This window comes from Bifidobacterium tibiigranuli (assembly GCF_009371885.1).
In the GTDB taxonomy this organism is placed as follows: Bacteria; Actinomycetota; Actinomycetes; order Actinomycetales; family Bifidobacteriaceae; genus Bifidobacterium; species Bifidobacterium tibiigranuli.
The window spans coordinates 129,064-142,100 of sequence record NZ_QLZA01000005.1; the positions used below are offsets into that span (position 1 = coordinate 129,064).

Annotated in this window: 12 protein-coding genes; 8 read left to right on the forward strand and 4 right to left on the reverse strand. The window is 58.2% G+C overall.

Annotated elements, in window-relative coordinates; translation table 11 throughout:
• Positions 1-47: 47 nt before the first annotated feature.
• Positions 48-1,580: a zinc-dependent metalloprotease gene (locus DDF78_RS05625; RefSeq protein ID WP_152580844.1), complete on the reverse strand. Its 1,533-nt coding sequence runs from the start codon at positions 1,578-1,580 to the stop codon at positions 48-50.
• Between the two features lie 426 nt (positions 1,581-2,006).
• Between DDF78_RS05625 and DDF78_RS05630 the strand changes: the two genes are divergently transcribed.
• Complete coding sequence (locus DDF78_RS05630) at positions 2,007-2,810, forward strand: YlbL family protein (RefSeq protein ID WP_237564572.1); 804 nt, start codon at positions 2,007-2,009, stop codon at positions 2,808-2,810.
• A gap of 148 nt (positions 2,811-2,958) precedes the next feature.
• Positions 2,959-3,384, forward strand: a complete 426-nt coding sequence (locus tag DDF78_RS05635; protein ID WP_162000712.1) for a DUF3052 domain-containing protein — start codon at positions 2,959-2,961, stop codon at positions 3,382-3,384.
• A gap of 734 nt (positions 3,385-4,118) precedes the next feature.
• Here the strand turns inward: DDF78_RS05635 and glyA are convergent.
• A complete protein-coding gene (gene glyA / locus DDF78_RS05640) occupies positions 4,119-5,471 on the reverse strand; it encodes a serine hydroxymethyltransferase (RefSeq protein ID WP_152580735.1) in 1,353 nt (450 codons plus the stop codon).
• A 323-nt stretch (positions 5,472-5,794) separates the two neighbouring features.
• Positions 5,795-7,063, reverse strand: coding sequence for an OFA family MFS transporter (locus DDF78_RS05645; RefSeq protein WP_152580734.1), 1,269 nt, complete (start codon positions 7,061-7,063; stop codon positions 5,795-5,797).
• A gap of 615 nt (positions 7,064-7,678) precedes the next feature.
• On the opposite strand from DDF78_RS05645, the gene DDF78_RS05650 reads away from it, so the two are divergent.
• From DDF78_RS05650 to DDF78_RS05660, 3 genes are read left to right on the forward strand one after another with little or no spacing between them, the layout of a single operon-like run.
• Entirely contained in the window at positions 7,679-7,960 is a 282-nt protein-coding gene (locus tag DDF78_RS05650) for a type II toxin-antitoxin system Phd/YefM family antitoxin (RefSeq protein WP_152580733.1), read from the forward strand.
• Positions 7,957-8,214: a Txe/YoeB family addiction module toxin gene (locus DDF78_RS05655; protein WP_152580732.1), complete on the forward strand. Its 258-nt coding sequence runs from the start codon at positions 7,957-7,959 to the stop codon at positions 8,212-8,214. Before DDF78_RS05650 ends, DDF78_RS05655 begins: the two co-directional genes overlap by 4 nt.
• Before the next feature lie 23 nt (positions 8,215-8,237).
• Positions 8,238-9,299 (forward strand): S66 family peptidase, encoded by a 1,062-nt coding sequence (locus DDF78_RS05660; RefSeq protein ID WP_202613223.1) that lies wholly within the window; start codon positions 8,238-8,240, stop codon positions 9,297-9,299.
• A gap of 141 nt (positions 9,300-9,440) precedes the next feature.
• Here DDF78_RS05660 and DDF78_RS05665 read toward each other — a convergent pair whose 3' ends face one another.
• A complete protein-coding gene (locus DDF78_RS05665; protein WP_152580731.1) occupies positions 9,441-9,953 on the reverse strand; it encodes a nucleoside 2-deoxyribosyltransferase in 513 nt (170 codons plus the stop codon).
• A gap of 271 nt (positions 9,954-10,224) precedes the next feature.
• Between DDF78_RS05665 and DDF78_RS05670 the strand changes: the two genes are divergently transcribed.
• The 3 genes from DDF78_RS05670 to DDF78_RS05680 all read left to right on the forward strand — a co-directional run bounded on the left by DDF78_RS05670 (position 10,225) and on the right by DDF78_RS05680 (position 12,899).
• Positions 10,225-11,247 carry an ABC transporter ATP-binding protein gene (locus DDF78_RS05670; protein ID WP_152580730.1) on the forward strand — a complete coding sequence of 341 codons (1,023 nt, stop codon included), beginning with the start codon at positions 10,225-10,227 and terminating at the stop codon, positions 11,245-11,247.
• The gene (locus DDF78_RS05675; protein ID WP_237564562.1) at positions 11,244-12,008 is read left to right on the forward strand and encodes an ABC transporter permease; all 765 of its coding nucleotides are present in this window, start codon (positions 11,244-11,246) and stop codon (positions 12,006-12,008) included. Before DDF78_RS05670 ends, DDF78_RS05675 begins: the two co-directional genes overlap by 4 nt.
• A gap of 99 nt (positions 12,009-12,107) precedes the next feature.
• A complete protein-coding gene (locus tag DDF78_RS05680) occupies positions 12,108-12,899 on the forward strand; it encodes a TetR/AcrR family transcriptional regulator (RefSeq protein ID WP_162000711.1) in 792 nt (263 codons plus the stop codon).
• The last annotated feature ends 138 nt before the right edge of the window (positions 12,900-13,037 follow it).

Here is a 13,037-nt window from a genome sequence, read left to right on the forward strand (position 1 = left end):
CCACAACATGGGCAGATGAGGCATCGATGAGCTAGCTGAGCATGTTCCTAAGCCGTGGGTTTGTCGTCGTTTGGATTGCTATCAGCTGAGTTGTCGTCAGTATCATCCCCGGGTTCCTCGCCGAGCAGCTTGCTCAGCTCGGCGTCCCAGTCGATTGCCGGCTCCTTCGCGGAGCCTTCGATGGCCTTGCCGTCAACCGGAGCCGCGCCCGTCGATGTGGAGGATGTGGCGTCTGTGGCGTTTGCGGCGGTGATAGCGGCATCGTCGCCCGGCAGCTTGGGAAGCAGATCGGGGTGGCCCCATTTGGCGTCACGTGCCTCGGCGCCGTCGACGCTGCCAATGGTCTCCCAGAGCGCCGCGGCCTCGCGCATGCGCTTGGGCCGCAGCTGCATGCCAAGCAGCGATTCGAAAGTGCGCTCTGCCGGGCCGCCCACCGCACGCTCGCGTCGCAGCATCTCGCGCAACTGCTCGATATGCGGGATATGGGCCATGCCGGCCTTCCATGTGACGCAATCGACCCAGCCTTCGACCAGCGCGAGCAGATTCTCCAGGCTCGCCATGGCCTCCTGCTGCTCGGGCGTGTCGGGAATGCCGACCTTGGTAAGGTTCACGGCACCCGCGATGGACTCGGGGTTCATCGCGTCGGCGTCGCGCAGCTGCTCTTCCACGGCGTCCAAGTCGATATCGACGCCCCGGGCGTACTTGCCGATCAGCGCCTCGAAGCGCGGCATCAGCCATGTGACATCGGCGAACAGGCGGGCGTGCGCGACCTCCTGCAGCGCGAGGAATGCCAGCACTTCGTCCTCATCGATGTCCAGCTCATTGGCGTATTCCACGGCGTTCTGCGCGATGAGCGCACCCGCGGGGTTCTTCAGCAGGGCGATTCCCTGGTCAAAGCTGCCGCGCACTTCGTGGGAGAGGTCGCCAGCCGCATGGCCTAGCTGCATCGCGTATGAGGTGTTGCCCAGCAGCTTGATGAGCTTGACCGGGTCCTTTATGCCCTCGGGAAGCGGAAGGGGCACCGGCCCTGCGAAGACCCCGGCGATCTCGCCATCCAAGGCTCCGCCGAGCCGTTCGGAGAGGACGGCAGAGAGCGCGTCGCTCATCGACTGCGCGACGGGAGCGGCGAATTTCGCCCAGGCGTCCACGGTGCCCTCCACCCAGCCGGCACGCGTGAGCACCTGCGGCTCGCCCGGCGCTGGGTTAAAGGAGCAGGCCGTATCAAGCCAGAGGTTGGCCTCGCTCATGGCGCTGCGCACAGCCTGCCCATCCTGCGCGGCGACGGTGCGCTGCGAGCTGTCGTCATTGGCCTGCTGCAACGCAATCGACGTCGCCAGCTTGACGTTGATGGGCCCCTCAGCGACGGTGCGCTGCATATCGCTCACCGTGTTCAGCCCGCCGGCGGAGAAGGCCTGCATCAGGGCCTGCACCTCCTGTGGTTTGGGCAGATTGCTGGAATCCTGATTCATGAGCTGTGCGCGGACCTCTTCGGGAAGCTGGGAAATCTGGGTCCAGGCGACCTCGCCCTGAATCGGGCCGAAGCATTCAATCAGCCATTGGTGAATCGCGTTCTCGTCCATGCCCATCCATCCTTTGCTTGCGGCGGTGAGTCGTCGTTCTCCACCATATGTTACGCATTGTCCTTTACGCTTATTGTCCTCTACTTTAGACGTTTCGCTGAGGGAGACATGTGCAGAACCGGGAAAATCCGCCATTAGACGCGGCGGATGGTGTGGTCGCTGGCATGCGGCGAGCGCTTTCGGACGGCAATGCGCGAAATGAGGCGTGCATTCGGCTGTTGAGTGAGGCATTTGGGCAGGGGAGCCAGCATACTAATGCCTATGTCGGTTATGCATGCACACGAGGAGCAGCCGCAGTCAGACGACGCGCGGACGCCGGAGCAGTCCCAGTCTCAGCCACAGGACGCAGCCCAAGAGCAGCCGGGGTTTTTCGGTCGTGGTGTGCGCGCTGTGCGTTCGTATTTCGCATCGAGTTCCTTGCGCACTATGGCAGGCCTGATATGTCTGGCGCTGTGCGTGATTGCGTTAGTGCTGCCCAGTCCCTATGTCGTGGAGTCGCCGGGGCCGACACGCGATGTGCTCGGCACAAGCGGCGGCGAGCCGATTATTACGGTCTCAGGTGTGCCACATAGTTCCGGCGCGGCTGGCAGCGACCAGCACCGCGACGCAGGCAAGCTGCTGCTGGTGACCGTCAACGCCAACGGGATTCCCGGCTCGCCGGTCACCAATGCGCAGGCGTTGCTGGCGTGGCTGAATGCGCATAAGGAGATCACGCCGAGCGAAGCAGTGTTCCCGGTGGGCCAGGATGCCAAACAGTACGTGAAACAAGAGCAGGGCGAGATGACCGGGTCGCAGGATGCCGCCAAAATCGCGGCTTTGAACTACGCCAAAGGTCTCGGCATCGACGTCTCGGGAGTGAAGGTCTCGATGCATGTCGATAATATCGGCGGTCCTTCGGCGGGCATGATGTATAGCCTGGGACTGATCGACAAGCTCACTGCAGCGCAGGAGACCGGTGGCAAGACGATTGCCGGCACCGGCACCATCGATGCCAACGGTGAGGTCGGCGCGATAGGCGGCATCCGGCTCAAGATGCTTGGTGCGAAACGCGACGGGGCCACGTGGTTCCTCGCCCCGAAGGCGGACTGCAACGAGGTTGTGGGGCATGTGCCCAAGGATCTGCGCGACGTGCAGGTGTCCACGCTGGACGAAGCCTACAAGGCCGTAGTCGCCATCGGCCAAGGCAAAGGCGACGCGCTGCCGCATTGCGTGGCGGTCGCCAAGCGATAACCGGGGTATGAGTGCGTCCAGAGTCCGATCTGAGCCGATGCGGCACGCGAAACTCCATGCTGCACTGCGGCGTGGCGGCGCGGGGGATGACCACATGGTGATATCTCGACTGGGCATGTAACGCAACTGTTCGTAGCGTCTTGCTAAGATGCCTACTGTGAATGAAACGGCATCTCAAAACGCTGAAGAATTCGGTTTTCGCGCTGGCGACATCGTACAGGAATGGCTGTGGGACGATGACGTCAACGACGCGATTCGCACCAAGATCGAAGCCCTGACCGGCGAGGATCTGGTGGATGAGGATTACGATTCCGCCGTAGACGGAGTGATCATCTGGTGGCGCGATGGCGATGACGAAGACGGACTCGCCGATACTATCGTCGACGCCTATGGCGTCTTGGGTGAGGACGGCCCCCTGTGGGTGCTGACTCCCAAGCCCGGGCGGCCTGGCGCTGCCAACCCCAATATCGTGCTGTCCGCCGCAAAAACCGCTGGAATGAATGGCGCCACGCCCCTGACTGTCGCCCCTGACTGGAACGGGATACGCCTGCGCCCCTTCGGCAAAGGCCGTTGAGGCTTCGGGCGCTAAGACTTTGGACGCTGCGTAATCGGCGTCCATCGTTGCTGCCTCGATAGGGCTTATGGGGTCTGAACGGTTCGTGCTTGTGCCTTGTGCGAGTGCTTCCGCGAATTAATTAAGCACATTCTTGAGGATTGCGGGATTTCAGGCCTTGAAACTCGTGTATACAGCTTCACGGGAATGGCGTTATTCCGCCAAAGTGCTGCACGCCAAACCTGTGGTCTACTTTGCGAAGTGCCTAATAGACGAAAAAAGTGCTTAGTAAATGAATTCTCGCGGATTGTGGCCATTGAGCAACTGCTGTTTCAGGTGTCTGGCGGCTGGAACCGACCAAAACTGGGCAAGGCAACGTGTATTCAGCACTTTTTTCGTCTATTAAGCAGGTGCACAAGTATACGTCTGGCATGCATTCTGTGTGAGCGTTGGAATTCCAACGATTTCGAGTGTGCGGCAAAACTTGGTATGGCCCTGAAACATGGTCGCGCGCGGAAATCTGCTTAATTAATGGCGAGGCGTGTAAAAGTGAACAATGAAAGAGGTGTCTGGGGGCAGGCGAATTCGAGTCGCATTCGCCGCGGGGTGACTCGCTTGCGCAGCAGGCCCAGGCTATAGCAGAGAACGCGGAACGCAACATATGCGTCTATGCGTCACAATACGAAGACGCGGCCGCGCGCGCACCCGTGATTGTATGAATACTGGGTGCACACGCGGCCGCGCATACAAGTCGCTCAGTCGATCTGATCGAGTCCAGGGTAGAGCGGGAAGTCCTCGGTCAGCTTGACGACGCGGGCGTGCAGCGTCTCGGTGTCGGCGGAGGTGCCTTGTGCCAGCGCGGTGCCGATGATGTCGGCCACCTCACGGTACTGCTCCTCGCCGAAGCCGCGCGTTGCCAGCGCCGACGTGCCGATGCGCAGGCCTGAGGCGACCGAAGCCGGGCGCGGGTCGAAAGGCACGGTGTTGCGGTTGACCGTAATGCCGCACTGCGCGAGTAGATCCTCGCCCTGCTGGCCGTCCAGCTCGCTGTTGCGCAAGTCGGCCATGACCAGATGCACATCGGTGCCGCCCGTGAGCACGCTGATGCCGTTGGCTTTCACATCGGCAGCGCTGAGCCGTTCCGCGAGGATCTTGGCACCGTCAAGCGTGCGCTGCATGCGGTCCTTGAATGCGTCGCTACCAGCAACGGCAAAGGCGACGGCCTTGGCGGCGATCACATGCATGAGTGGGCCGCCCTGCTGGCCGGGGAATACGGCGGAGTTGAGCTTCTTGGCATATTCCGAGCGCGCGAGAATGAATCCGGAGCGCGGGCCGCCTAAGGTCTTGTGCGCGGTTGATGAGACGACATCGGCGTATGGCACGGGGCTGGGGTGCAGCCCGGTCGCCACCAGTCCGGCGAAGTGGGCCATGTCCACCCAGAACTTTGCGCCGACCTCATCCGCGATGGCCTTCATCGCCGCGAAATCCTCGATGCGCGGGTAGGCGCTCCACCCGCCGATGATCAGGGCCGGGTGGGTTTCGAGCGCCCGCTGGCGGATAATGTCGGGGTCGATGCGGTAGGTTTCCGGATTCACACCATAGGACTCGGCATGGTAGAAACGTCCGGAGAAGTTGATCTTCATGCCATGCGTCAGGTGACCGCCGTGGTCGAGCGCGAGGCCGAGCACCGTGTCGCCGGGCTTGATGAGCGCCTGATACACGGCGGCGTTGGCCTGCGCGCCCGAATGCGGCTGCACGTTCGCGTACTCCGCGTTGAACAGCGCCTTGGCCCGGTCACGGGCGAGCGTTTCGACCTGATCGACGACCTCGCAGCCGCCGTAGTAGCGCCGCCCTGGGTAGCCTTCCGCATACTTGTTCGTCAGCACCGAACCCTGCGCCTGCAGCACCGCGCGCGGCACGAAGTTCTCTGAAGCAATCATCTCAAGGCCCTCCTGCTGGCGGCGCAGTTCGCCGTCGAGCAGCGCGGCGATCTCGGGATCGGCCTGCACGATCGGGGCGTTGAATATGTCGCCCGGAGTCTGCGCTAAGGGTCGTTCGGCGGATCCAGCGGATTGTGTCACAGTGGATGTGGAAGTGGTTGCGGTCATACATGCTTCCTAACGTGCTAGCGGTTTGGACAGTGTTTTCAGTTGTGCTTCCGATATGCATTGTACCGGTTTCGCCGGGGAAGGGCAGGGGGTTGATGGGGCGTATCGGCTGCGGGGCGGCCAGCCAATGCGCCAGACCTATTGTTGGACCGAATGCCAGTGTCCGGATTGTAGCGCTAACGAGCAGTTATCGCTACAATCCGGCCTATAACGAAGCCTATGCGTCCGTTGTGTAGCGACAGGCTCACGTTAGCGCTACACAACGGACGCTAAGGCCAGCAAGCGGTGCCATTACGTCATTTCGAGAACGGTTGTGCGCGCAATCATGCGGCGACGGGCTCGCGCTTCTTGACGCGCGACACCAGCCAGATGGATACGGCCGCAACCGCATAGAGCAGCGCGAGGATGGGAATCAGCGCGCTGTAGCGATGCGTCTGGTCGGAGGCGTGGCTGACGACGAAAGAGGCCAGCTGATTGCCCGACAGCCCAGCGATGGCCCACGCGCTCAGCGCCAGTCCGTGCGTGGTGGAGACGGCGGTGATGCCGAAATGCTGGTCAAGCAGCACCGGCAGCGTGGAGAAGCCGCCGCCGTACCCGGCATTGACGAGGAAGAGCATGGCCAGCACAGCCCAGAGCAGCGCCCGGTCGATGCTGTGTGTGCCGATCTGCAGCAGACACACCGCGATGGACATGGCGAAGATGATCAGATACACGGTTTCGCGCCGCTTGAGGTGGTCGGAAAGCGTGGAGAAGCCGATGCGTCCGAGCGTGTTGAACACGGCGTCGACCGCCAGCACCGTGCCGACGATGCCCGCAATGGCGACCGAGAGCTTGTCGGCGCTCAGACCCGCGTACTTCGGCATCTGGCTGAGCGCATCGTGCAGGATGTCCTTCTCCTGCGAGATCAGCGCAAGCCCGCAGGTGATGTTGATGTAGAAGGCGAGCCAGATGCCCCAGAACACGGGCTTCTTCATGATGCTTCGGCGGCTGACCTGCGCCTCGGGATGGTAGACGTAGCCTTGCGGGCGCTTGATGAGCAGGAATCCGGCGAACATCATCACGGCGTAGACGGCTGCCAGAATGTAGAACATCGCGACAAGCCCGACCGAAGCGATGAGATACTCCATCACCGGGCTGGCGATGGCCTTGGCCAGACCGAAGCCCGCTACTGCGATGCCGGTCGCCAGGCCCTTGTTGTTCGAGAACCACAACATGAGGTTCTTCACCGGCACGAGATAGCCGATGCCAAGCCCCACGCCCATAATCGCGCCGTAGCAGATGAACACGCCCGGCAGAAAATTCAACGCGATGCTCAGGCCAGTGCCGGCGAACCCGACGGCGAAGCAGACCATCGAGACCAGCGCGGATTTCTTGATATCGCGCTCCACCATAGGACCGAGGAACGCGGCCGACATACCCAGGAAGAATATGGCGAGCGAAAAGCCCCATTCGATGGTCCCCGCGGGCGCGTGCATGCGGTCCGCGATGAGCTGCTTGAATACGCTCCAGCAGTACACGGTGCCTATCGAAACGTGAATCAGGAGTGCCGGCGCAATGGCCCGCGTCCAACGATTATCGGCGATACGTGACATGGAATCCTCTCTCTGTTTTCTCTTATTGTGCAGAGGGCGCGCAGCAGGACGGCCGAGTCACGCAGTTTTGCGCAGATTTATGGCGCGGTGATGTGTAGCCCGGTGGTGTGTGATGGTGTATGCGCGAGGGCAAGATTGTTGCTGTGCTCTGGAAACACTGTGTTGTTTGGGCGCAGTGTTGCTTGCTGCATTGTTGAGTGGATTGGCTGGTGAATTGGTTGCTTGCGCTCTCTACACGAAACAAAATAACACGACGGCAGTGCGTTCTGTCAGGCCATTGTTGCGACACGCTGGGGGCTAATCGCGCAGTGTGATGTGGGACACAGGTAAATGTTCGATTGTGTTAGTTTTTACTGTTCTGTTACTTGCTGTTGAGCGTGTGATGTTGTGTGAGAATATGCGTAAAACCATTGTAAATACAGAGTTTTACGTGTGCTATAACTTTTGCTGATAATTTTTTTCGTATTCTGTAAGCGAACAATGTGAAGGCGTGTCGTGTGAAGTTCTGTCTCGCGGCAGTGCTTCGTGTTTTGGATTTCGCCGCCAAGATGAATGTAATGCTTTTACATATTGAATGGTACAATATTATGTACAAGTACTGTTTTGGAGGCAATCATGGTGCAGGCGGTCGCATACAGCAATTTCCGTAAGGATCTCAAATCGTATATGCGCAAGGTCAACGAGGATTCGGACATGCTGCTTGTGACCAATACGAATCCGGATGACGACGTTGTGGTGATGAGCGCCGCCGATTACGACTCGATGATGGAGACGCTGCGCGTCTATCAGAACCCCTACCTGCGCAACAAGATCACGCATGGACTTGAGCAGGTGCGTCAGGGGCAGGTTCAGGAGCATGCGTTGCTCGATGGTGACGGTTCCGGGGCGTCGGCATGATTATTGCGTGGACGCAGGATGCGTGGGGCGACTACCTGTTTTGGCAGTCGCAGGATCGCAAGACGCTCAAGCGAATCAACAGGCTCATCAACGACATGTGCAACCATCCATTCGAAGGCATCGGCAAGCCGGAAGCATTGCGATGGGGACTGCAAGGCGCGTGGTCCCGTCGTATCGATTCAGCGAACCGCATCGTGTACACGGTTGTTGAAGGGCGGTTGTGCATTATTTCCGCGCGGGACCACTACGAGTAAGAGGGTCTGAATGATTTCGTATTTTGGATATTGAAGGGGTAAATAAAATGATAAAACCGAATACTCTAAAAGCTGGGGATACCGTTGCTCTTGTTTCCTTATCTTCTGGCATTGCGGGTGAAGAAATATTTTCACACAGAGTAGAAATCGCTAAAGTACGGCTTGAAAATGACTTTGGGCTTAATGTTGTTATTACGCCCAATGCTATGAAGGGGATTGATTTCCTTGACAAAAATCCACAGCTGAGAGCAAAGGATTTAATGGATGCCTTTATGGATACCGATATAAAGGCTGTTATTTCCATGATTGGCGGTGATGATACAATTCGCCTTTTACCTTTTATCGATTTTGATATTTTACAAAAAAATCCTAAAGTATTCATGGGATACTCCGATACTACAGTCAACCATTTTATGATGTATAAAGCTGGAATAACTTCATTTTATGGACCGTGTGTATTTGCTGAATTTGCTGAAAACGGTTCAATGCACAGCTATACAAAGGAATACCTTAAAAAAGTATTATTTGAAAAGCATGACACAGTCAGCATTCTCCCCAGCCAACAATGGACATCAGAATTTTTGGATTGGGCAAATCCAGAAAACAACACGATATTTCGCACCATGTTGCCAGACAGCAAAGGATATGAATTATTGCAGGGGAATGGAGTTGTAAAGGGGAGGCTTATTGGCGGCTGCGTGGACGTGTTTCCAATGATTGTTGGGACAGAAATCTGGCCGAATAAAACCCAATGGGAAAACAGTATCCTCTTTCTCGAAACATCAGAAGAGTATCCGTCCCCAAACAGCTTGAAATACCTGCTTCGTGGAATGGCAGCGCAAGGGTTGTTTGATGAAATTGTCGGCATCATTTTTGGTAAACCCAAAGACGAAAAATATTATAGCGAATATAAAGATGTTCTTATGCGGGTAGTTGGAAAAGAAGTTGGACGCTATGATTTACCAATACTATATAATATGAACTTTGGGCATACTGCGCCTATTTGCACACTTCCTTATGGAATAATGGCAGAAATAAATTGCAGCGAAAAATCGTTCAAATTGATAGAAGCGGCAACTTGCTAATCAACAAGGGCAACGTACAGTGAAGTTTGCTTGTTGCATGGGCCGCTATGTCTATCCGGGCAGTCAAGGGGCGAGTAGTATTTTGCTGACGCAAAATCTCCGCCGGCACGAAGTGTTTCAGGAGGGCCGCAGCTCAGAACCTCAGAACTGCTTGAACTCGGGCTGCGCGTGCTCGCCGGTTTCGAGCCAGTGGGCGAGGTCGTCGGGGCCGGCGAACACCGCGCTCACTGACTGCGCGATCATGAGATTGACGGTGTCCGAAGGCTTGACCCCCTCGTAGTAACCGTAGACCGGCATGCCGCGGCTGTAGGCGTAGCCGATTTCGAACATGGTACCGGTATCGCCGTCGATGAGGTTGGCGATGACCGCGTCGGAGTCGTGGATGCCGTCGATGTCCTGTTCGAAGCAGAATTTCGGCCATGCGGCGTCATGCTCGCGCTTGTCCACCTCACCGAACCTGGGCTTGAACAGTTTCCTGCCGTGCGATTCGAGGACGGCTTCCAACCGCTCCATACTGTGGATTTCCTCGTCGTTGAAGAATGGGCCTGCGACATAGAAATCGTAGTGTTCGTGGGGCTCTTGGAGCTCTTGGTGTTCGGTTTGTGGGTCGTGGTTTTGGTCATCGGCTGGGATGGATGCGGCGACTGCGGTCATCGGCAGGCCTTTCGTAAGTGGAAGATGAAGGTATTAGCTAAGTATCAGTATGCCGCAGGGTCATGTCGGTTGCGTAAGGTGCGGGTGCTCTCGGTGATTCGAAACTGATTGATCGACGTATCTCCGTGGAACGGTGATGTGCTGCTGGTTGTCGGCGTGATGCTCTGCTTCGGCAATGATTGGGCGAGCTGCCTACGTTCTGGACTTGCATCCCGGAGTTTACAATGCTAACTTTGTAATTGTGAACAACGTAAACTTATATTCCGAAACGATGGCTTCGGCTGACGACTTGGCAATCCAGTGCAGCGATGTCCGCAAGTCATATGGCTCGCGGTGTGTGCTTGATGGCGTGAATCTACAGGTGCGATATGGCTCGATTCTGGCGCTTCTCGGGCGCAACGGGGCCGGCAAATCCACGCTTATCTCCATGCTGTGCGGGCTGCTGAATCCTGATTCCGGCAGTGTGCGAGTGGCGGGGGTTGCACTGAATGGTAAGCGCCCTAATGCGCTCGGTTCGGCGATTGGCCTGGCACCGCAGGATCTTGGGCTGTATCCGCAGTTGACGGTGATGCAGAACCTTATGAGCATGGCTATGGTGCAGGGGCTGCGGCCGCGCAATGCCCGAGAGCGAGCCGAAGATCTTATCGATATGTTCGATCTCGGCAAGCAGTCGGGACAGCGGGCCGAAAGCCTTTCGGGCGGGCAGAAGCGTCGGCTGCACACGGCTATGGCGCTGGTGCATAGCCCGCGCGTGCTGTTTCTGGATGAACCGACGGTGGGCGCGGATGTCGAGGCACGTTCGAGCATTCTGCAAGTCGTGCGGGGCATTGCCGATTCGAGCACGGCCGTGCTTTACACGACGCATTACATGGAGGAGATCGAGCAGCTCGGAGCCGATGTCGCGTTTCTTGATGGCGGCAGCATCGTCGATCAAGGCAGCATTCATGACATTATCAAGCGCCATGCCGCTCCGTCGATTTGCGTCTCATTCGTTGGCGGTCTGCAACCCGAAGTTATCGGTTGGGTGCGGACCGGCGACGGCTTGGAACCGGACCGCCCGATTGACGACCCCGGTCGGACGCTTGCCGCATTGCTTTCGGACCAGCACTGCCGTGATGTGCAGTTGAAGGATGTGCAAGTCATCCACGCGAACCTTGAAACGGCGTATCGCAATATCGTCAGGTCGGGTGGCGGCGACAGTGTTGCTTACATTGCTTCCGGGAATCCGGGATATCCGGAACGGCCGGAACAATCCCAAGCGCTTAGTGGAATATCGGGAAAGGAAAACCGATGATGTCAGGTAGGCGCATATTCGCCGTGGCTCGGCTCAACGCGCTGCTGCAAACGCAGGAGCCGTCGGTTCCGGTGCTCATGGCCGTGATTCCCATCGTGCTCACGCCGTTCATGATTCCGGGCAACCGCATGACGCTGGTGGCCGAGGGGTACGTGCATGCCACGGGCGCGGAGCAGGCGGTGCCGGGCTTCGCGGTGTTGTTCTCCTTTTTCTCCGTGCAGCTTATCGTGCAGATGTTCTTCGATGAGCAGCAGTGGGGCACTTGGAACCGGATGCGTGCGTCGGCTGCGTCGATGAGCGAGATCGTTCTGGGCAAGGTCGCGGTGGCATTCATCATGCAGCTTGCCCAGATGGTTGTTGTGCTGGCTTTTGGCATGCTCCTGGACGGCTACCGGCCTGACGGCAGCATGCTCGCGCTGATAATAGTGGCGACCGTATTCGCGCTTATGGTCGCAATGTTCGGCGTTGCCATCGCGATGTGGTGCGGCAGCGAACGAACCGCGCTTTCGGCCGCGATGCTGGGCGGCGTGCTTATGGCCTGCCTTGGCGGCTCGCTGACCGCCGTGAGTACATTTCCCAGTTGGGCACGGCCTTTGGCGCGGTTCTCGCCGGCGTACTGGGCGGTCGATGCAGTCAAACGTATCGGGCTGGATCGCGCAGGCGTGGCAGATGTGCTGCCGCAAATCGGCGTCATCGGTGGATTCGGCGCGTTGTTCGTCGTGGCGAGCATCATAGGGTTCTATAGAAAATCGCGGAGCTAGGCGTACTTGCGTATTTGCGCATTTTGGCGTCACTGCGTTAGCGTTGCGGCATAGCATTTTATAGTGCCGGTGTTGGTGAACGCGCCGAGAATGGATGATATGGAGTCTGAAATCAGGGAGACGAAGGGTGCCGGGCGCGTGCTCGGCGGTGAGACGCGCAGACGCGCGTTGAGCCGTGAGCTGCTGCTGCGTACCGCGCTGTCGATTGTCGATGAGGAGGGCTTCGAATCGTTGACATTGCGCGCCTTGGGCAAACGGCTTGGCGTCTCGCAGACAGCTGTGTATCGCCATATTCCCGATAAGGCCGCGCTGCTGGATGGCATCGCCGAGCAGATATGGCGTGACGTGGTGGCCGGGCTTGGGGCGAAGCCGGATGCAGGAGGGAAGGAGTTGGGCGGCAGGGAAGATGGCGGAGCAGATGTCGAAGGCATTCCGGATTTCCGGCAACTCGTCCGTGACTATGCGCTCAGCCTGCGATCGACGCTGCTGCGGCATCCGAACACGGCGGTGCTTATGGCGACCCATCCCATCAGTACGCCAGAGCAGTATGAGCTTATCGCGAATGTGCTTCACGCGGTCGCATTGGCATCCTCAGCTGCGTCTGCTGCTGTATCGGATGTGGTTCGGCGGTCTAATCGTATGCCCGACCTCATAGGCCTTATCCAATCCGTCACCGTGCTCACAATCGGCTATGTGATAGCCGAGGTCACCAAACCGGCCGGGGGAGCAGGCGGCGAGCCGTCCGAAGCGGCTATGCGCGAAGCCATGTTGCAATCGGAGGAACTGCAGCAGTTTCTCGCTCCTCTCGCGGACCCGGAGCGCACGTGGAGCATGGAACGCGAGTTTGAGCGGGCGCTGAATGCCATGCTCGATGGATGGGTCATTGAATAGCGCTTGGGTGCGGGCACTCGGTAGAGGACACTGTGTAGAAAACACCGCGTAAAAGACACTAAGTAAAAGGTGCTGGGTAAAAGGTGCTGCGTAGAGACCGCTGAGTGAAGCCAATGAGGGGAAATCATCATGGAGGGT

Bases quoted from the DNA above. Each gene is read 5' to 3' on its own strand.
- DDF78_RS05655 (WP_152580732.1), top strand. From the start codon at position 7,957: ATGATTATTGCGTGGACGCAGGATGCGTGGGGCGACTACCTGTTTTGG.
- DDF78_RS05680 (WP_162000711.1), top strand. From the start codon at position 12,108: ATGGAGTCTGAAATCAGGGAGACGAAGGGTGCCGGGCGCGTGCTCGGC.
- DDF78_RS05665 (WP_152580731.1), bottom strand. From the start codon at position 9,953: ATGACCGCAGTCGCCGCATCCATCCCAGCCGATGACCAAAACCACGAC.
- DDF78_RS05635 (WP_162000712.1), top strand. From the start codon at position 2,959: ATGCCTACTGTGAATGAAACGGCATCTCAAAACGCTGAAGAATTCGGT.
- DDF78_RS05670 (WP_152580730.1), top strand. From the start codon at position 10,225: ATGGCTTCGGCTGACGACTTGGCAATCCAGTGCAGCGATGTCCGCAAG.
- glyA (WP_152580735.1), bottom strand. From the start codon at position 5,471: ATGACCGCAACCACTTCCACATCCACTGTGACACAATCCGCTGGATCC.
- DDF78_RS05645 (WP_152580734.1), bottom strand. From the start codon at position 7,063: ATGTCACGTATCGCCGATAATCGTTGGACGCGGGCCATTGCGCCGGCA.
- DDF78_RS05675 (WP_237564562.1), top strand. From the start codon at position 11,244: ATGATGTCAGGTAGGCGCATATTCGCCGTGGCTCGGCTCAACGCGCTG.
- DDF78_RS05625 (WP_152580844.1), bottom strand. From the start codon at position 1,580: ATGGACGAGAACGCGATTCACCAATGGCTGATTGAATGCTTCGGCCCG.
- DDF78_RS05650 (WP_152580733.1), top strand. From the start codon at position 7,679: ATGGTGCAGGCGGTCGCATACAGCAATTTCCGTAAGGATCTCAAATCG.
- DDF78_RS05630 (WP_237564572.1), top strand. From the start codon at position 2,007: ATGGCAGGCCTGATATGTCTGGCGCTGTGCGTGATTGCGTTAGTGCTG.